The 19766-nt window shown below is 68.1% G+C and carries 15 protein-coding genes; 7 read left to right on the top strand and 8 right to left on the bottom strand.

The features are described 5' to 3' along the window. Positions 1 to 170 precede the first annotated feature (170 nt). Complete coding sequence (locus tag BLR68_RS12900) at positions 171 to 1334, bottom strand: DUF262 domain-containing protein (RefSeq protein WP_018186378.1); 1164 nt, start codon at positions 1332 to 1334, stop codon at positions 171 to 173. A 1476-nt stretch (positions 1335 to 2810) separates the two neighbouring features. On the opposite strand from BLR68_RS12900, the gene BLR68_RS12895 reads away from it, so the two are divergent. Further along, positions 2811 to 3059: a hypothetical protein gene (locus BLR68_RS12895; RefSeq protein ID WP_018186800.1), complete on the top strand. Its 249-nt coding sequence runs from the start codon at positions 2811 to 2813 to the stop codon at positions 3057 to 3059. Here BLR68_RS12895 and BLR68_RS12890 read toward each other — a convergent pair. Together BLR68_RS12890 and BLR68_RS12885 are read right to left on the bottom strand one after the other, a co-directional pair. Then, entirely contained in the window at positions 3040 to 3513 is a 474-nt protein-coding gene (locus BLR68_RS12890) for a hypothetical protein (protein ID WP_018186799.1), read from the bottom strand. The two genes, BLR68_RS12895 and BLR68_RS12890, sit on opposite strands and share 20 nt — an antisense overlap. Positions 3514 to 3553: 40 nt before the next feature. Next, on the bottom strand, positions 3554 to 4783 hold the full coding sequence (locus BLR68_RS12885) for an ROK family protein (RefSeq protein ID WP_018186798.1): 1230 nt from the start codon (positions 4781 to 4783) through the stop codon (positions 3554 to 3556). A 187-nt stretch (positions 4784 to 4970) separates the two neighbouring features. On the opposite strand from BLR68_RS12885, the gene BLR68_RS12880 reads away from it, so the two are divergent. The 5 genes from BLR68_RS12880 (at position 4971) to BLR68_RS12860 (ending at position 10709) form a co-directional block, all read left to right on the top strand. Continuing rightward, entirely contained in the window at positions 4971 to 6215 is a 1245-nt protein-coding gene (locus BLR68_RS12880; protein ID WP_018186797.1) for an ABC transporter substrate-binding protein, read from the top strand. 65 nt (positions 6216 to 6280) lie between these two features. Then, on the top strand, positions 6281 to 7219 hold the full coding sequence (locus BLR68_RS12875) for a carbohydrate ABC transporter permease (protein ID WP_018186796.1): 939 nt from the start codon (positions 6281 to 6283) through the stop codon (positions 7217 to 7219). Further along, entirely contained in the window at positions 7216 to 8064 is an 849-nt protein-coding gene (locus BLR68_RS12870; protein ID WP_018186795.1) for a carbohydrate ABC transporter permease, read from the top strand. The genes BLR68_RS12875 and BLR68_RS12870 overlap by 4 nt, the downstream gene beginning before the upstream one ends. A gap of 31 nt (positions 8065 to 8095) precedes the next feature. After that, positions 8096 to 9376, top strand: a complete 1281-nt coding sequence (locus tag BLR68_RS12865) for an ROK family transcriptional regulator (RefSeq protein ID WP_018186794.1) — start codon at positions 8096 to 8098, stop codon at positions 9374 to 9376. Positions 9377 to 9398: 22 nt separating this feature from the next. After that, positions 9399 to 10709 carry a glycoside hydrolase family 27 protein gene (locus BLR68_RS12860; protein WP_018186793.1) on the top strand — a complete coding sequence of 437 codons (1311 nt, stop codon included), beginning with the start codon at positions 9399 to 9401 and terminating at the stop codon, positions 10707 to 10709. A 10-nt stretch (positions 10710 to 10719) separates the two neighbouring features. Here BLR68_RS12860 and BLR68_RS12855 read toward each other — a convergent pair whose 3' ends face one another. Genes BLR68_RS12855 through BLR68_RS12840 form a run of 4 tightly spaced genes read right to left on the bottom strand, consistent with a single transcriptional unit; the run spans position 10720 to position 17514 of the window. Beyond that, positions 10720 to 12972, bottom strand: coding sequence for a beta-L-arabinofuranosidase domain-containing protein (locus tag BLR68_RS12855; RefSeq protein ID WP_018186792.1), 2253 nt, complete (start codon positions 12970 to 12972; stop codon positions 10720 to 10722). After that, positions 12969 to 14438 carry an alpha-N-arabinofuranosidase gene (locus BLR68_RS12850; protein ID WP_018186791.1) on the bottom strand — a complete coding sequence of 490 codons (1470 nt, stop codon included), beginning with the start codon at positions 14436 to 14438 and terminating at the stop codon, positions 12969 to 12971. Before BLR68_RS12850 ends, BLR68_RS12855 begins: the two co-directional genes overlap by 4 nt. 32 nt (positions 14439 to 14470) lie before the next feature. Next, positions 14471 to 16513, bottom strand: a complete 2043-nt coding sequence (locus BLR68_RS12845) for a glycoside hydrolase family 31 protein (protein ID WP_018186790.1) — start codon at positions 16511 to 16513, stop codon at positions 14471 to 14473. Beyond that, complete coding sequence (locus BLR68_RS12840) at positions 16510 to 17514, bottom strand: LacI family DNA-binding transcriptional regulator (protein WP_018186789.1); 1005 nt, start codon at positions 17512 to 17514, stop codon at positions 16510 to 16512. Before BLR68_RS12840 ends, BLR68_RS12845 begins: the two co-directional genes overlap by 4 nt. Positions 17515 to 17698: 184 nt before the next feature. On the opposite strand from BLR68_RS12840, the gene BLR68_RS12835 reads away from it, so the two are divergent. Continuing rightward, a complete protein-coding gene (locus BLR68_RS12835; protein ID WP_018186788.1) occupies positions 17699 to 19402 on the top strand; it encodes a glycoside hydrolase family 35 protein in 1704 nt (567 codons plus the stop codon). On the opposite strand, the gene BLR68_RS12830 is transcribed toward BLR68_RS12835, so the two are convergent. Continuing rightward, positions 19403 to 19705 carry a DUF427 domain-containing protein gene (locus BLR68_RS12830; RefSeq protein ID WP_018186787.1) on the bottom strand — a complete coding sequence of 101 codons (303 nt, stop codon included), beginning with the start codon at positions 19703 to 19705 and terminating at the stop codon, positions 19403 to 19405. Between the last annotated feature and the right edge of the window lie 61 nt (positions 19706 to 19766).

Genomic DNA, 19766 nt, shown 5'->3' with positions numbered 1-19766 from the left:
CACAGCGTAGGCAGAGGTAGCGGCGCAGATCGTCCTGAATACGGGTCTGGTCGATCGGGATGTAACCGATCGCGCTGTGATAACGCTCAAACTCAGCCTCCAGGCGAGACCACAGCTCGTACGCCTCTTTGTGAGCGATCGGTGTCGATTGCGTCGCGCTCATGGTGGCTTCAACCGATGAGTGCTTCGACCGCCGCGCGGAGCCGCCCAACGACACTGTCTCGGTGGGAGGTACTCCGTGATACCCAGTCCGTGTAGCTTTCCGACGACCGCAGCGCGGTAATTGCCCGCTTCACGGCGGCAGCGTCGATCGGGAGCCCCTTGGTGAAGGCGTGAATCAAAGTGCCGAGCATCGCGTCAATGTGAGCGGCATTGAGACGTCCGTTGAACTTGAGCCCATCTCTCCCATTTGCCTCTACGAGGACCCGGCAAGCTTTTGCGAAGGCGTCTGCGACCTCAGATTCGTTCAGGTCCTCGAGCTTGCCGTGTGACTCCAGGAAGTTGTTCAGAAACTGTGCCATCGGTGGCTTGTAGGCCTGCTTCAGCACCTCATCATCGTCCCATCTGCCGTCGATGGTACGGATAACGTCAGCCATCGCGAGACTGCGCAGCACAAGCTCGTGATCTTTTAGCTTCTTATGTGCTGCGCCGAACAGCACCCTCCAAGACGAATCATGATTCAGGTCGCGAATGAACTCCACGAGCGGCCCCCGGTATAGCGCAACCCTGATCTCTTGGGCGGTCAGCGATACTCCTCCGCTGTTGAGGCGGCCGAACAGGCGGTAGACCGCGTCGCGCCCGTCTTCTCCCGCCGGCTCGATAACCACGGCTTGGATAAACGTATTGTTCAGGCGCCTCTTGCTCTCCTTGCTGAGCGTCTCGTACGTTGCACCCTTCAGGTGCTCTGCCACGTCGTTGAGCACAAATACGCGGCCGTCGGGATGCTCGCCACGGTAAAAGCTCTGCAGGGTTGTCAGTCGCTGCTGACCGTCAAGGACGAGGTAGCGACCATCAGGTTCCACCACAAGGAAGATGCTGGGCACCGGCCAACCGAGGAGCAGCGACTCTATGAACTTCTCCATCCGCGGCCCAGTCCAGACGCGCTGCCGTTGGAAGCCTTCTATAGAGAGATCGGCTGATTCATCTGGGTCGAATCGCGGAATTAGGATGTCCTCATCGTCGAGACGACGCACGAGCCCCGCCACGTCGAAGTCGGCCCCGAAGTAGGGAAGACTCGATGCCGCTGTCTCGAACAGGCCTACGTCGTCGATCTCCGACTCGTCCAGGACTGGATCTCCAGTTGGATCGGCAGCCACGAATTCTTGCTCGCTCACACCGACATTCATACAGCAGCTGATCTGGCTGTGCCAGACGGCGCACCTGCTGGCGCGACAACCCCACCGGCTTGCGTGACGCGCACGTGCAACCATGATCACGCTGGTTGTTGACGTGTCAGATCTCACTGTCATGTCACGGCAGCAAGCGAAGGAGCGTCAGGAATCGTGACCACCCGTAGAACCGAATCGCTTCACACGAAATCGGGCGCTCGTCGTTACCCTCTTCGCGGTGAGCATATCGCTCGGTGACCGTGACGCCGACTGACCGGCTCCCCGCGGCGATCAGCCTGGTGCGTCGTGCGGCCGAATCGGTCTGAGCTAGGCCGAATGGGCGTAGCTAAGCTGACGCCGTGCACCCCAGGGATATTGGTCGGCGTATAGCCCACGGCGCGTCCGCAAGGCTCGCTTTCGATTACGAATGCCAAAGGGCGAACTCATTCAGCGAGGTCTACCTTCACGGCGTCATCAACGAGATACTCGCAGCCCAGGTCAGCCCCTCGCAGTATCGCATTCATGGCGGGTACGCCCACGAAGCGCTGAGGCGTGATGCGGGACGCGGGCGACAGCGCGAAGTTGACTTCTTCATGCGACCCTATGATCCAAAGGGCGCAGCCGTCTGTGTTGAAGTGAAGTGGGCCGGATCCAGTCACGCCTCGTGGGATAACGTACTGCTCGACCTTTGCAGGCTGGAGCTGATCCATGAGCACGATCGCTCAACTGAATGCCTGTTTGTGTTGGCGGGACGGCGAGAAGCTTGCGATCGACTACTTGCAGAGCTGGTGAGCAACACCCCGATCCGACAACATCGAACTGGTGATCGATTCGTTCTTAATGGTCCGTCGGCAGCGGCCGTCTCCAAGCGCCTTGGCTACAGGCTCAGGGACTGGGGCGGGCGATTCGCAGGACCGCCAGACCTTCTGGATCGACTGCCAAAGGACTCCAAAGGCCGCCCGCAGGTTCCAATCAAGATAGTGAGTGAACTTCTGGAGTCGACGATAGATTCACGCGGTAAGTGGCAAACTACTGTCTGGCGTGTCGGATTATTCTCTCACCCCAAAGGGCTTTAACCCGGGCAACGTGACTCGTTCCGTCCAGCGGGTGACCGACAGCCGAGAATGAACAAATGTCGGTGTCATCGACCATTGCAGATACACCCCAAAAAGAGGATTCGCCTTTCATTTCTCGCCGGTTCGCTTAGCCGATCTCGATACCTCCCACGAAGGTGCGGGCTGAGAGGTGAGCAAACTGACCGTGCGAATCGGCGCAGCTTTCACGCGACGCCCACAGATGAGGCAGGCGGTCATTCCGATCTCCGCTCGAGTCTGAATCACACCCCGATACAGAGGACGGTTGGACAGACGGAGGAGGTGGGGTGGCCCGGCATGTCAACCGAATACTGGTCAACTCAATAATGCTCGTCACCAGTAGGCGACGGGCGACGACGCAGGTGCTCCCCGGCCAGAGGATGGACGGGTGACCGACCGACGAAGCGACGATCGCGAGATCGACGTGCCGGACCGCGGCGCGGACGTTCGCGCGGTCGCGTCGAGGTTCTGGCCGGAGTGGGACTGGACGGCGGCGCACGTGACGCACGGTGCGTTCCATAAGGTCGCGCTCCATCCGGAAGGTCTCGTCGTCCGTGTCGCGATCGGACAGGATGCCGCTGCGCGTACGGCTCGCGAGCGGCTCACAACCCGAGGATCTAGCCTGGGTTCCCGTTGAGGACACGCTGCAGGTAGTCCTGGAACCTCTCGAACCCGCCTTCGAGGGCGAGGGCGAGTTCCGCCGCGCTGCCGACCACGACCGCGTCGTCAGGATCGGGGAAATCATCACCGTCGTGGATGCCGGCGATGCCGAGGTAGGTGGGATCGCCCTGCGGATTGACGATCATCAACTTCCCCGCCGTGCACAGGTCGAACACGAACGCGCACTCCGACGAGCTGAGGGTCGCGTGCGGGAGGGTTCCGGTGACCGGCTCAGGCTGGTCGAGGACGTCCAGGGCCAGGTCGCTCCCGGCCCCGTCGAAGGACAGCGTGGCACCGTCCGCAGAGAACAGCCCGCTGCCGTCGAAGTGCACCGACAGTCCGCGTGCGTCGAGGAATGCGGCCAGGCCCTCCCGGTCGGCGTCGCCGAGATCGCCGCCGTCGATCGGGTAGAAGCTCAGGGAGAAGCCCATGTCCTCAGTATGGCCTGCCGCACGGGGGTTCGACCGGCCCTCACAGGGCGAGCGGAAGACGCGTCGTCGAGAGGCCGACGTCGCCGAGGAAACGCTCGAACGCCAGCGTCGCCATCCCGATGGCGACCGAACTCCCCCGCACCGTCGACACCCCGAGTTCCCGCGGCGTGGTCGCGCCGATCGGTGCCCGGCGCTGCAATTCGCGCTTCGTGGGCTCGACCAGGTCATCGCCGAGCGTCCACGCGGTCCAGCCCGTCAGCATCATCACCTCGGGATCGATGATCGAGGCCAGGTCGCCGAGCGCCGCCCCGAGGTAATGGGCAGTGCGCGCCAATACGTCGTCGATGACCGGGTCTCCCCCGGCCCGGCGGTGCGCCTGTGCCAATCCGTCGATGAACTCGCGCTGCGGGACGACGGCGAGCTCGTGATCGGGAGCGATCTCCCGGAGGGTGACCTGGATGCCGGGTGCCCCCACGTACGCCTCGACACAGCCCCGGCGACCGCAACGGCAGGCGCGCCCATCGAGGACGAGAACGGCGTGACCCCACTCCCCCGCGCTGTGCGTCGCACCCCGCAGGATCTTCCCCTCGAGCACGATGCCTGCTCCGACACCCGTGCCGAGGTTCGCGATCACCATCGAGGCCGCGGTACGGCCCCGCCCGAACCAGAGTTCGGCCGTCGCGATGGCTTTCAGCGGGTTCTCCACGACGAGCGGAAGACCGATGCGCTCACGCAGCTGGCGGAGCACCTCGACGTTCCGCGCGGCCCAGCGGGGAGCGACGGCGTCCGCCGACTCTTCCGCACTGATGAGGCCGGGCAGGGCGATGCCGGCGCCGAGGACACGCTCGCGGTCGATCGCCGTCTCGCGGAGAGCCGTGTCGACGGCGCGGACGATGGTCTCGGTCACGCTGCTCGCCGACGGAAGGGACTCGTCCATCGGGACCTCGACGGAGCCGATCTCCTCGAGGCTCGCGTCGAACACGATCGCGCGGACGTACGTCTCGGCGACGTCGATCCCGAGGATGCGGCCGCGGTCACCGTTCACCCGCAGCATCGTCGTCGGTCGTCCGGCACCGAGCGCCGAGCTGCCGGCATCCACCACCAGGCCCTCGCCGCGGAGCTCCTGAACGATGGTCGCGACGGTGGCGACGCTCAGCCCCGTCGTCTGGGCGAGCTCGTTACGCGTCGAGGTTCCCGCCGAGAGCAGACCGTGCAGGACGTCGAGACGCGACTCGCTGCGGATGTCGCGCGACGATCTCTTCCCGACCACTGTCTCTTCTCTCCGGCATCCCCACGACCTAGGCGACTGCCTGCATGAATACTGCCAGAGCCGAACCGATTCTGGATCAGGGGTAGACCACCCCTTCTTTTAAGCGTTAGATTAAGGGCGATCGGTGCGACGGCGGACCGATCGGATACCCGTATCGCCGTCACCATCCCGCAGAGAGGCGAGAAGGATGACATCACCCAAGCGACGCAAGCTCGCAATCACAGCAGCACTCCTCAGCGCATCCGCGCTGTTGATCTCCGGATGCTCGAGCGGCGCGGGCGGCGGTGCGGACGGCCCGATCACGCAGTTCTACCACCAGTACGGTGAAGACGGCGTCCAGGATGCCGTCAACCGCTGGGCGGACGATTACAAGGACGCCAAGATCGACCTCCAGTGGGTCGAGGGCGACTACGCGCAGCGCGTCAACGCCCTGCTCGCATCGGGCCGCGGGGTCGACCTGTTCGAGTACAACGCGATCAACGTCGAGGCGGCCCGACAGGGGCAGTACGCAGATCTCACGGACATCGTCGAGCCTGTCAAGGACGACATCCTCCCGATCGCCCTCAAGCCCGTCACGATCGACGGCAAGTACTACGGCATCCCGATGATCACCGATGCCCAGCTCTTCGTCTACCGGCCCTCCATGTTCAAGGAAGCCGGCATCGAGGTCCCCACGACGTGGGACGAGCTCGTCGAGGCGGCCAAGAAGCTCACGAACGCCGACCACAAGGGCCTGTTCCTCGGCAACGACGGTGGCGCGGGCATCCTCGCAGCCAACCTGCCGCCGGCAGCCCCCGGCGGCATCATCAACGACGAGAACACGAAGGTCTCGCTCGACTCGCCCCAGCTCGCCGACGCGCTGACCTCGGCTCACGATCTCTACGACTCGGGCTCGCTCCTGATGGGCGCACCGACCGACTGGTGGGACCCGACGTCCTTCATCGCCGGTGATGTCGCGATCAGCTGGCAGGGCCTGTGGGCGATCCCCGCCCTCAAGAAGGCGCTCGGCGACGACGTGGGCGCATTCGCGGTCCCGGCGCTCGAAGGCGGACAGCCCATCGTGGGCGTCTCGCAGTGGAACGAGATGGTCGCCGGCAAGTCGGGCAAGATCGAGAAGGCGAAGGAGATCGCCAAGAAGCAGTGGATCGACGACACAGACTGGCAGATCGAGTTCAGCACCAAGTACGGATTCCACATCCCGCCGCTGAAGTCCGCCCGCGAGCAGGCCAAGAGCCTCGGTGACGGCATCGCGAAGGACATCGTCGACCTGACCACGGAGTACGGCTGGACCGGCGGCCCGTACTACACGCCCGCGATGAGCACAGCGCTCACCGACGCGGTCAACCGCATCGTCGTCGAAGGCGCGGACGCGAAGTCCGAGCTGGCTGCGGCTCAGACCACGATGCAGGGCATGCTGGACGCACTCCAGTGACTCAACTCAACACTCCGGTGGCCCGGGTCTCAGACCCGGGCCACCGGCCCACTCCCCCGCCGTCCGTGCCGCGACGCCGGCGTCCGATCCGAGGCACCCGGCGTGCCTTCTGGCTCTTCGTCAGCCCGTTCTTCCTCGGCCTGCTGATCTTCAGCATCATCGCGCTGTTCTGGGGTTTCTATCTCAGCTTCACGCGCGCCGTTGCGACCATCACGCCGACCGACTTCGTCGGCTTCGACAACTACGTCTCGCTGCTGACCGACCCGAGCTTCCTGTCATCGCTCCTGTCGTTCACCGTGTTCGCGGTGCTTGTCGTGCCGACCACCCTCATCGTCTCGCTGGTCCTCGCGATGCTGGTGGCGAACCTCCCGGTCGCCCGCGCCTTCTTCCGATCCGTCTTCTTCCTGCCGACGGCGTTCTCGTACGTCATCGCGTCCTTGATCTGGAAGCTCGGCATCTTCAGCGGATCGACCTCCTCCGTCGCCAACTCGGTGCTCTCCTCGCTCGGGCTGCCGACGGTGGATGCCTGGCTGACGCAGTCGCCCTACTACTGGGTCGTCATCGTGAGCGTCCGCCTGTGGCTGCAGGTCGGTTTCTACATGCTGCTGTTCATCGCCGGCCTCCAGCGGATCCCCGAGACGCTGTACGAAGCCGCGGCGATCGACGGCCTGTCCCGCGGACCCCGGCGATTCTTCGCGATCACGTGGCCCCAGCTCCGCCCCACCACGGCGGCCGTTATGCTCCTCCTGCTGGTGGCGGCGTTCCAGGCGTTCGACGAGTTCTACAACCTCGTACGGACGATCCCCTCGGTCCGACCACCCCTCCTCTACATCTACAACCTCTCGTTCCAGCAACTCGACTACGGCAAGGGTTCCGCGGGTGCGTTCGTCGTCACGGCGATCGTCGTCCTCGTCGCCCTCCTGCAGTCGCGCTTCTTCGGATTCGGTGCCGCTGACGAGACGAAAGCGCCGCGCCGCGGTGCCCGGAAGGGACGCGCCTCATGAGTGTCGTCGGAAACCCCGTCCGCCGGAGGGTCGAACTGACCTTCCGCTACGCGGTCCTCATCGTCCTCGCACTGCTGTTCCTGATGCCGCTGTACGTCATGGTCAAGACCGCGGTCTCGCAGCCCGAGGACGTCACCTCCAAGACGTTCGTGTGGTGGCCCACGAACCCCAACTGGGGCAAGTTCGCGGAGATCTTCGCCGACGAGCGCTTCGGACAGTCCCTCGTGACCTCGGCGATCATGGCCGTGTCGATGACGGTGGGGCAGATCATCATCGGCGCCCTCGCGGGGTACGGGCTCGCCCGCATCCCGAACCGCGCCTCGAAGCCGCTCCTGGCGCTGACCGTGACGATGCTCCTCATCCCGAGCGCCACCACGTTCCTCCCGAACTACCTGATCGTCTCGTGGCTCGGATGGACCGAGAGTCTGCAGGGCATCGTCATCCCGACGCTGTTCACGGCGTTCAACGTCTTCCTCTTCCGACAGTTCTTCATCTCGTTCCCGAGGGAACTGGAAGAGGCCGGCAAGCTCGACGGCCTCGGGTACATCGGCACCTTCGTTCGCGTGGTGCTGCCCAACTCGCTCGCTTTCGCCGCGGCCCTCACCGTTCTCGGCTTCCTCGGCGCATGGAACGCCTTCCTCTGGCCACTCGTGGTCGCCGGTACGGGATTCGGCGCGCTCACTGTGCAGGTCTACCTGTCGTCGTTCATCACAGCGCAGACCTTCGACTACACCGGGTTGTTCGCCGCGGGCTTCCTCGCCTCCATCCCCGTCCTGCTCGTCTTCATCCTGCTGCAGCGGTGGCTGCTGCGCGGTGTCGCGGAGACAGGCCTCGGGGGCGCCTGAGCCCCGCTCGGGTCAGAGACCTGTGACGACCATGACCCGTACTCGATCCTCGAGTGAGATCCGCGACGCCTCCCGGCGCGAGATCGTCCGCGCACTCGTCGTGCAGGGGACGGCCACGCGGACCGAACTCGCGCACACGACGGGACTCAGCGCCGCGACGGTGTCGAACCTGGTCGCGGAGCTAAGGGAGGCCGGGTTCATCGCGGATGCCGGGACCGACAGCGCCGGCACCGGTCGACCGACGACGGTGCTGCGGATCGACGGCGAGGGAGGCTCCTTCCTCGGGATCGACCTCGCCGAGACCTACGTCCGTGCCGTCGTGTTCGACGCCGCCGTCACGGAGATCGGCGCCGCGAACGTCGAGATCGATGAAGAGTGGGTGTCCGTCGACAGCGTGGCCGATGCTCTCCTGCGTGCCGTCGACCTGGCGCTCGAGAGAGGCGGCCGCGCGCCGAGCGACATCCTCGGGGTGGGCCTCGGCCTGCCCGGTCTCCTGTCGACGGACCGCACCGGCACCGCGGCGACGCCCGGATGGGCGGCGCACGTGCGCCGATTGGAGGACCGCGTGCGCCCACGCCTCCCGGGACCCCTGGTAACGGCGAACCCCCTGCAGGCCGTGGGACATTCGGAGATCTGGTTCGGCGCTGCTCGCGGGCGCTCGAGCGCTGTCGTCGTGAATCTCGGCACGGGCGTCGGTGCAGGCATCATCGTCGAAGGGCGGGTCCTCCGCGGTGCGACGCATACGGCGGGCGAATGGGGCCACACGGTCCTCGAGCTCGACGGGCGCTTATGCCGCTGTGGCCGCCGGGGGTGCGTCGAAGCGTACGTGGGGGTGCCCGGCATCCGTCACACCCTCAGCGAGGTGGATCCCGATCACGCGCTCCTGCAGCTCCACCAACGGGAGTTCATCGAGGGGCTCCGCGACGCGGTGGGCGATCCCCCCGTCGCCGAGACGCTCGCGCGGACCGCGCGGTACCTGGGCATCGCCCTGTCGGACATCGTCGCGGTGCTCAATCCGGAGGTCATGACCCTCACCGGTTGGACCGCGTGGGCGCTCGGAGACGCGCTGCTGCCGGCCGCGCGGATCGCCCTCGCCGAGCGTGCTCCAGAACTGACCGCCGCGCGTCTCGATCTCGGAGTGTCACCGGTCCAGGTCAACAGCGTCGCGACGGGGATGGCCGTGCTCGCTTTCGAGAACCACCTCGACTCGAGCGCTCTCGCCCGCCGCGTGCGGTCGCGTCCCGGTCCGCGAGTGGAACCGCCCGGTCCTCCACCGACCGCCTCATCCGCCCCTCAGCCCGTCGCGGGCTGAGGACGAACCCGACAGGAGTCACATGGTCCTCGCACGCCCGGATCGCCCGCCGATGGGATGGAACAGCTGGGACTGCTTCGGCACGACGGTCACCGAAGCGGAGGTGCTCGCGAACGCCCGCTTCATGGCGGAGCACCTGCGGGACGCCGGGTGGGACACCATCGTCGTCGACGCGGACTGGGCGGATCCCGACGCTCGCTCCCACGGCTACAACGACGACGCCCGGCTGCACATCGATGAGCACGGGCGGCTCCTCCCCGACCCGGCGCGCTTCCCCTCCTCGTCCGGCGGCGCGGGGTTCGGACCGCTCGCCGCGCAGATACACGCGCTCGGTCTGAAGTTCGGGCTGCACGTCATGCGCGGCATCCCTCGTCGGGCGATGGCGGAAGGTCTGCTGCTGCACGGCACCTCGACGCCGCTGTCGGCGATCGCCGACCCCGCGAACGACTGCGAGTGGAACCCCCATTTCGTCGGCATCGATCATGCCCATCCGGACGCCGCGGCGTACTACCGTTCGACCGTCGCCCTCTACGACGCGTGGGGTGTCGACCTCATCAAGGCCGACGACATGCTCTGGCCTTACCAGGAGCAGGACATCTCGGCATACAGCGCGGCAGTGGAGTCCGCCGAGCGCGAGATCATCCTCAGCCTCTCCCCCGGCCGCGACCTATCCGCGGCTCACCGCGGGCATCTCGCCGAACACGCGAGCATGTGGCGCATCTGCGATGACGTGTGGGACCGGTGGGAGGATGTCGCAGACAACCTCGGACGCATGGCACGATGGGCGCCGCATGCGCGCCGGGGTGCCTGGCCGGACGCCGACATGCTGCCGCTCGGCCGCATCGGGATCCGTGCCGAGCGTGGCGAGCCACGAGACGATGCGCTCACCCCCGCCGAGCGGCGGAGCCTGCTGACACTCTGGACGATCGCCCGCTCGCCGCTCATGTTCGGGGGCGACCTGCCCTCGACCGAGCCCGAGACGATCTCACTCCTGCAGAGCCCCGCCCTGGTCGACCTGCTGGCGCGAGCGGAGTCGTCCGGTGAGATCCGGCGCGAGAACGGCCTCGTCCTCTGGCACGCGACCGGCGGGGCGACGACGTGGATCGCGGCGGTCAACACCACCGGCTCCGCATTGACGGCGACCTTGGACACGCGGGACCTCGGACTCGGCCCCGCACCCGGGTCGATCGTCGACGTGTGGACGGATGCGACCGTGCCCACGCGCCCGGGTCGGAGAGGAGACGAGACCGTGCGCGGCGTCGCGCCGGACTCGACCGCCGTCGACCTCCGCCTCGACGCGCACGCGTGCGCGTTCTGGCGTCACGACGCCTGACGGCCGCCGGTCAGGCGACCGCCGCGCTCATCAGGCGGGCCTCGGTGAGGCGCGGAGTGCCCTCGCCTGCCCCGTCCACCACGACGACCCAGCGAGACCGGCCGTCGGCGTAGGCAGCGAGGTCGATCTCGATGCCGTCGCCGTCGCCGGCATCGATGATGCGGTCGACCACGACGTCGTCCCCGATCCCGACGATCATCCGCCGGCCGACCGCATCCGAGAGCCAGGAGACACGCAAGGTCGCGGCCGACGCACCCCAGTCCTGCAGGACGAACGTCGAAGGACCGAAGAACCTCCGCCAGTGCACCGCGTTGTATCCGGACTCCGTGCCGGCCAACGTCAGGGCGTGATCGGATTCCGGCTGCTGCTGACCGAACGTCACCGCGTCGATCGTGCGGGAGTCGAGCTCGTCGGCGCGTGCGTCCTCGGCGAGGAGCGCGGTGAGGCGGGCCGCGGCATCCCCGTCTGACGCGAACGGGAAGGCGAGGATGTAGCGATCATCGTGCAGAGAGGCGAAAGGTTCGAGGACGATTTCGCGCCGGGTCGGGGTCGCCGGCAGCACGACGACGCGGCCTCCGGATCGGTCCGCCGACCGCACGTCTTCGGGTGTCAGGATCGGCGCCGCTGCGAGCGGGAGCAGCGCCCCGCGGGCGATGTGGCCCATGCGGGCGTCCGTCGCGAGCGGGTCGACGGCGGGATGAGGCAGACGCTCGGCGAGCACGCGAGGCCCGTCGACGAGAGTCGCCCACCCGGATCCGTCGGGGGCCGCCTCGACTCGGAGCACAGGCGGCAGCGTGAGCCGGACCGTTGTGCGGTCGGTCCACGTGCGATCGATGCGGAACCAGCCATCGGGCGCCGGCCGGTACGCGGTGCCGTCGACCAGGGCCTCCGCCGTCCCGGCATCCACCCCCTCCGGCAGACGGATCCGCAGAACGAAGGAGCGCGGAGTCGGCACGCTCACGTGGATGCTCGCGTCGTCCCCGAACGGACGGTCGGTCTCGGTCTCGACGACGACGTCCTCGACTCGGGCGCGTGCACCGACGAGGAGGTTCACGTCGACACGCCCGGGAGCCTGCGCGAATGCCGCGGCGGCGAACCGGGCAGGAGCCTCGAGACCGGTGCCCATGCAGCACCAGAATCCCGTCTCGCGTCGGGAGTAGACGCGATGGTGGCCCGGCCGGTGCGACGTGAAGTACACGATGCCGCCGTGGTCGGGATGCTGCGCCGAGAGCACGTGCGCGCTGAGGGCGCGGTCGATGTAGGCGAGGTGCTCGGCGCCGCCGTCGAGCCGGTGGAGCTCACGGGCGAGTTCGACCATGTTCACCGTGTTGCACGTCTCGGGGCCCTCGCGCGCCGTGAACATGGTCGACCAATCGTCGCGCGGCGGGAAGTGCTCGCGCACGCTGTTCCCGCCGATCGAGGTCGTCCGGTGCCGCGTGACGCTCTCCCAGAAGGTCCGGGCCGCGGCGGCGAACTGCTCGCCCCAGCCGAGTCCGGCGAGGACGGCGTGGCCGACGACGATCGGGATCTGCGCGTTGGCGTGCAGTCCGTCCAACGGATCACGCCCCGCCGCGAGCGGCTCCCACAAGGCGCGGACGGCGAGACGGACGGCGAGCCCGCCCGGGCGCTCGTCGTCGGTGAACTGCGACCATCGACCGAGGGATGCCGCCAGGCCACCGGATTCGGTCCGGAGGACCATCTCGACGTCGGCGTCTCCGAGCGGTGCGAACACCCGCAGCCACCACTCGACGAACTCCGCCGCAACGGTCCGTCCGAGCGCGGAGTCGGCGTACACCGCGGCGTCGATGACACCCGTCAGCGTCTTGTGGAGGTTGTACAGCGGCACCCACCGCCCGTCGAGATCGAACGTCTGCGCGTCGATCCGTCCGTTCTCGATCTCGCTCCAGAGGGCGACGCCGTCCGGCACGCCCCCGACGTAACCCGTGCCGTGAGCGACCTGGCAGTCGCGGAGCCCGGTGAGCAGCAGCTCGAGACGCTCGCGTGCGGCGGCCGACCCGCCGGCCGCGTGCGCCGACAGCGCGCTGAGGACGTGCCCGAGCGTGTGCCCGTCGAGTCCCTCCGACTCCCAGCCGCCGTATCCCGGACCCGTCGCCAGCCCCGCCTCCCGGCGGAACGGCGCGAGCAGCCGCTCGGGGTCGAGGTCCAGCGCCGTCCGCAGAGCGCGCTGCTGCGCGGCGGCGAACGGACCGTTCGTCAGTGCGACGGCGGCGAGCGGCAGCAGCTCGGCTGCCGTCTCGCTCATCCGGCTGCCCGCACCCGCACCGTCACGATGCTGCGCGGCGGCAGCGCGAGACGGAGGTCGGTGCCCGCCACGACGGTTCCGTCGAAGTCGACCGGGGCGACAGCATCCGGTTCGTCGAAGGTGTTGTGAGCGGATGCCGCCGCGTGCAGGATCCGGGCGCTCACGACCTCGCCGATCCGCTCGGGCAGCCGCAGTGCGAGCTCGGCCTCGGTCTCGAGGTCCCAGTTGACGGCGCTGACGGTGTAGACGCCGTCCTTGACGCTGACGGTGTGGTCGAGGTGCGCTCCGCCACGACCGCCCGAGCGCCCGCCGTCGTCGACGGTCTCGACGAAATCGGCGTCCTGGTGGTCGATGTACATGCCGAACGCGTGGAACGTCGGGGTCTTCAGCAGGCGCGGGCCGTCGGTGAGGAGCATCGCCTGGAGGACGTTCACCATCTGCGCGATGTTCGTCATCCGGACGCGGGCGGCGTGACGGTGGAAGATGTGGAAGTTCACCGCCGCGACCATCGCGTCGCGCATCGTGTTCTGCTGGAACAGGAAGCCCGGGTTCGTCCCCCGCTCGACGTCGTACCAGGTGCCCCACTCGTCGACGAAGAGGCCGACGCGGCGCGCCGGGTCGTGCCGGTCCATGATCTCGCCGTGACGGCGCAGGAGCGTGTCCATCTGCCGCGTGCGGTGGATCGTGTCGTACCAGGCGGCGTCGTCGAAGCTCAGCGCGGCGCCCTTCACGTCCCACTCCCCCGTCGGGAGCGTGTAGTAGTGGAGGCTGAGCGCGTCCATGTGCCCGGCGGCGCGCGCCATGAGGACGTCCGTCCACTCGTAGTCGTCGGCGTTCGCACCGCACGCGACCTTCGCGACGTGGCTGTCCCCGTAGTCGCGCACGAACGTCTGGTACTGGCGGTAGAGGTTCGCGTAGTGGAGAGGGAGCATGTTGCCGCCGCATCCCCAGCTCTCGTTTCCGACCCCCAAGAACTGCAGCTTCCACGGCTGGTCGCGCCCGTGCGCGCGGCGGAGTTCGGCCATCGGGGTGTGCTTGTCGAGGGTCATGTACTCGACCCAGTCCTGCATCTCGGCCACCGAGCCGCTGCCGACGTTGCCGTTGACGTAGGCCTCGGCGTCGAGCTGGTGGAGGAGCTCGAAGTACTCGTGGGTACCGAAGGTGTTGGGGTCGACGACACCGCCCCAGTGCGTATTGACCATCGCGCGACGCTGCTCGGTGGGCCCGACGCCCCCGAGCCAGTGGTACTCGTCGGCGAAGCAGCCGCCGGGCCAGCGGACGACGGGCACCTTGATCTCGCGGAGGGCCGCGATCGCGTCGGTGCGCAGACCGTTCTTGTGCGGGATCTCGTCCTGCTCGCCGACCCATAGGCCCTCGTAGATGCCGCGACCGAGGTGCTCGGCGAACTGGCCGTAGATGCGTCGGTCGATGCGGTGGGCGCGGGTCGTCGCGGTGATGAGGCTCATTCGGTTCTCTCCATCGAGGGTGTGAGGTCGGATCAGGACAGGCGGATGTCGGGCAGGTCAGCGAGTCGGGCGAGCGCCGATCCGACGCGGCCACCGCGGTGGAACACGGGAATCGACGCGAGAGGGGCGTCGACCGTCACGGTCTGACCGCCGGCGTGCGACGCTCCGCTCCGCGCGTCGGTCCATGCCGTCCCCGCGGGCAGGTAGACGTCCCACCGGGTCGCCCCCGGCTCGGTCACCGGGGCGATGAGGATGTCGGGCCCGAACAGGTACTGCCCCGGTGTCGTCCACGCCCGCTCGTCGTCGGGGAACTCGAAGAACATGCCGCGCATGACGGGGGCTCCGTCACGGTGAGCGTCCGCCATCGCCTCGCGGGTGTAGTCACGCAGGTCCTCGCGTAGCCGGATGTACTCCACAAGGAGGGCCTCGATCTGCTCGCCGAAACTCCACACCTCGTTGTCGGCCCCGGACCCGACGCGCGCGACGCCTTGGGCGTCGACGACGGGGATCCCGGGTACGCGATCGCCGTGCAGGCGCATGACGGGACTGAAGGCCCCGAACTGGAACCAGCGGATGAGGAGCTCGTGGAACGCGGGCTCCCGTACATCGCCGCCCGTGAACCCGCCGATGTCGGTCGTGAACCACGGGATGCCGGCGGCCCCCATGTGGATCCCCGCGGCGATCTGCGCCTTCAGATCGGCGAAGGTCGAGTGGACATCGCCCGACCACACCAGCGCGCCGTGCCGCTGCGATCCGGCCCAGGCCGCCCGGACGAGCGAGACCGGCTGATCGTTGCCGTCGGCACGGAGACCGTCCGCGATCGCGCGGGTGAACTCCCGCGGGTAGAGGTTGGCGACCTGCGCGCTCGACCCCGCAGCGAGCCGGTAGTTCTCGAAGTGATAGGCCCCGTACTCGGGTTCGGCCTCATCGAGCCAGAACGCGGTGATGCCGTAGGCGCCGTAGTTCTCGGCGAGCTTCTGCCAGAGGAACTCGCGCGCCCGGGGTTCGGTCACGTCGAGGAACCGCGTGTATTGGCCGTCGAAGTAGTACTGGACATCGATCCCTCGCCGGGTGCGCACGAGCATGTTCCCATCGCGCAGCTCGTCCCAGTTCTCGGACTGCGGCACCACCTGCGGCCAGACCGACACCATGAGTTCGATCCCGAGCTCGCGGAGCTCCGCCGTCATCGCGGCGGGGTCGGGCCAGAACTCCTCCTCGAAGCGCCAGTCCCCCATCCACCGCCAGTGGAAGAAGTCGGCCACGATGACGTCGATCGGGATGCCGCGGCGGCGGTACTCGCGCGCGACCGCCAGGAGCTCGTCCTGGGTCGAATAGCGCAGCTTGCACTGCCAGAACCCGAGGCCGTATTCCGGCATCATCGGCGCATGACCCGTGGCTTCCGCGTACGCGGCGGCGATCTGCGACGGACGCGGATCCGCGCACACCCACCAGTCGAACTGGGTCGCGCTCTCGGCCTCCCATTCGGTGCGATTCGCCCCGAACACGGCGCGGCCGATCGCGGGGAGGTTCCAGAGGAAGCCGTACCCGGCACTCGAGACGACGAACGGGACGGAGGTCTGCGAGTTGCGGTGCGCGAGCTCGAGCACCGTGCCCTTCAGGTCGACCAGGTCCTGCTGGTACAGCCCCATCCCGACGAGGTGCTCGTCCGCCGGGGCGGCGAGGCTCAGCCGCAGCCGGTGGTCGCCGCCTTCGGTCGGACGGAACTCGCGCGCGGCGAGTTTGAGGGCCCCGCCGTCGCGGATCTCCTCGAACAGGAGGCGGCCGTCGGCATCCTGCACCCGCAACCGCAGTCGGGGCCTGTGGAACCCCACCGACCAGTCGTGGTAATCCTCTTCCTCGGCGACGACGCGGACACCACCGGCCGCGACGGTCGCGACGGCGCCCTCGATGGACACCTCGGCGCGGGAGTCGGGCACCTCGACGAGGGCGCCGGGAGCGTCGTCGATCGGGCCGAGAGCGGCGCGCACGCGCACGCCGCTCCCCCAGGCCTCGATCGAGACGGTCTGTCCGTCGCCGCGCCAGAGCACGCCGGTGTGCGAGGGGTGGAACGTCATGAGGTCGCCTTTCGGGGAGCGGTGGCCGTGCTCCCGCGCACGACCAGTCGGGTGGGGACGAACAGTCGCTGGACGGCGGCGGTGTCGTCGATGCGCGCGAGGAGGACGTCGACGGCCGCGCGCCCGACCTGCTCGAACTCCTGGTGGACGGAGGTGAGCGGCGGCCAGAACTGCCCCGCCTCGGGCATGTCGTCGAAGCCCACGACGCTGACCTGCGAAGGAATCGCGACGCCGGCCTCGTGGAACGCGCGGAGCACCCCGAGGGCCATCTGATCGTTGGCCGCGAACACGGCGGTCACGGCGGGTTCCCCGCGCAGACGGCATCCTGCGTCGTATCCAGACTGCGCACTCCAGTCCCCGCGCTCGAGGGTGGGGGTCGTCCGCCCCGCGGCGGTCAGCGCCGCCCGCCATCCCTGCTCGCGGCGGACGGCGGAATACGAGCTCACCGGGCCCGCCACGTGGTGGACGGTCTCGTGCCCGAGCTCGAGGAGGTGCGTCACGGCTTGACCGGCGCCCATCGTCTGATCCGTGTCGACGAAGGAGCGGTCATCGAGGGCGGACGCATCGACCACGACGACGGGCAAGTCGTCGGGAAGGGGCAGATCCTCTCCCGCCGAGAGGTGATCGCCGATCGCGATGACGAGCCCGTCGACGGCCTGGTCTCGCGCGCGCTCGATGGCCTCGGCGACGGCGCTGCGGTCGAATCGCGAGGTCGGCACGAGGGCGACCGCATAGCCGGATGCCGCGCCCGCGCGGGAGATCGCCTCCCACGTGCGGACGCTGCCGTACGACGTCAGATCGCTCATGATGACGCCGATGCTCCGATACCGGGCTGAGCGCAGTGCACGCGCCGCCCGGTTCGGCCGGTATCCGAGTTCCCGCATGCTCGCCAGGACGCGCTCCCGCGTCGGCTCGTCCACCCGCGCGCCGCCCGTGACGACACGGGAGACCGTCTGCGCCGAGACGCCCGCGTGGCGAGCGACGTCGGCCTGCGTGGGCACGCCGTGAGGTGTTCCGCCACGACGTGCCACGGGCTCGTCGAGTGCATCGGCACCCGTCTCCGGGGCCGGTCGCGTGCTACGCTGAGGCGACATGATTGCGTAAACATAGCAGTTCGCGCAGCGCCACGTCACCCCTCCTCGACGCAGGCGGGTACCCGGACGAACAGCTCCGAGCGGAGATCACATGAGCACTTTCGCCATCGGCGACCGCGACTTCCTGCTGGACGGCCGGCCCCATCGGATCATTTCCGGCGCGATGCACTATTTCCGGATCCATCCCGGCGACTGGGCCGACCGCATCCGCAAAGCACGCCTCATGGGGCTCAACACGATCGAGACCTACGTCGCCTGGAACGCGCACGAGCCCGTCGAGGGCCAGTGGAGCGAGAAGGACGGCCTAGACCTCGGCCGCTTCCTCGACCTGATCGCCGCCGAAGGGCTCCACGCCATCGTCCGCCCCGGCCCGTACATCTGCGCCGAGTGGCACAACGGGGGCCTCCCGACCTGGCTGACGGCGACCCCCGGCATCCGGTTGCGACAGACGGATGCCGCCTATCAGGCCGCGCTCGAGACCTACCTGCGCCGCGTGTACCGCATCGTCGCGCCCCGTCAGATCGACCGCGGCGGCAACGTCGTCCTCGTCCAGATCGAGAACGAGTACGGTGCCTATGGCTCCGACAAGGACTACCTGACGGAGCTGGTCCGCGTCACGAGGGATGCGGGCATCACGGTGCCGCTCACCACGGTCGACCAGCCCGAGCCCGACATGCTCGAGGCCGGGTCGCTCCCCGGCATCCATCTCACCGGTTCGTTCGGCTCGCGGGCCGGCGAACGTCTCGCGACCCTCCGACAGCACCAGCCCACGGGACCCCTCATGTGCTCGGAGTTCTGGGACGGATGGTTCGACTGGTGGGGCAGCACGCATCACACGACGGATGCCGGCGCCGCCGCTGCCGAACTGGACGACCTCCTGGCCGCCGGAGCCTCGGTGAACATCTACATGTTCCATGGCGGGACGAATTTCGGCACGACCAACGGCGCGAACGACAAAGGCCGGTACCTGCCCATCGTGACGTCCTACGACTACGACGCTCCGCTCGACGAAGCCGGCGATCCCACGGCGAAGTTCCACGCGTTCCGAGAGGTGATCGCGAAGTACGCCGACGTCCCGGACGACCTGCCGCCGTCGGCGACGCCCCGTCCGGAGTTCTCCGTCGCCCTGACTCCGCGCCGCACGTCCGACGCCGGAGTGCTGCGCTCACTGCCCGGGAGGGTCACGTTCGAGGATGCCGCTCACACCGGCACGCTCCTCCGCTACGACGTCGCGCTGCCGGACGGATTTCCCGGCGGCGTCCTCGCGATCGGCGAGGTCCGCGACCAGGCGTGGGTCTCGGTCGACGGCATCCGGATCGGATCGCTCTCGCGGACGCGCCACGAACACGCCCTCCGGCTGCCACGGGGCTCGGCGCTCTCGATCCTGGTCGAGGAGCAGGGGCGTGTGAACTACGCCGAACGGCTGGGCGAGGTGAAAGGTCTCATCGGTCCGGTGACCGTCGACGGCCGGGATCTCGCAGGCTGGCGGACGACGCCGGTCCTCCTCGAGGACGCCTCGGCGGCGCCCGAGCTGTCGGTGGCGGAGGGCGCTTTCGACCTCGAGACAGCGACCGACCTCTACCTCGACACCACGGGGTGGGGGAAGGGGTACGTCTTCGTCGGCGACTTCCTGCTCGGTCGCTACTGGTCCAACGGACCGCAGCAGACGCTCTACGTGCCGGCGCCCGTCACCCGTGCCGGAAGGAACACCCTGACGGTCGTCGAGCTCGAACAGCCTCTGGCCGAGACGGCGCGGTTCGTTCCCCGTCCCCTTCTCGGCCCGCTGGAGGAGTGATCAGGCTCCGACGGTGACCCCGGGCGCGAAGGCGACGTAGCCCGAGAAGTCCGCACCCACACGGTCGAATGCGGACGGGTACGGGTTCGGGTACGACCAGGCGCCGTCGGACAGGCGTTCCGAACCGGCCTCGATGTGGAAGTACTGACATTCGCCCTTCCACGGGCACGTGTACGGCGTCGGGCTCTCGACCAGCACGCCCTCCTTGACGGATGCCGGCGGGAAATAGGCGTTCCCTTCGATCCGGATGATCTCGTCGTCATTCGCCTCTGCGATGACCGTCTCGCCGATGGTCGCCTTCATGTCGTTCTCCGCTCATCCGGTGGTGTGGCCTCAGCGTACGCCCGGCGGAGAGTAGCGTGGG

Source organism: Microbacterium sp. 77mftsu3.1, from assembly GCF_900100525.1.
In the GTDB taxonomy this organism is placed as follows: Bacteria; Actinomycetota; Actinomycetes; order Actinomycetales; family Microbacteriaceae; genus Microbacterium; species Microbacterium aquilitoris.
Note: the sequence above shows the minus strand (reverse complement) of the source record. Positions and strands in the feature narration are given on the sequence as shown.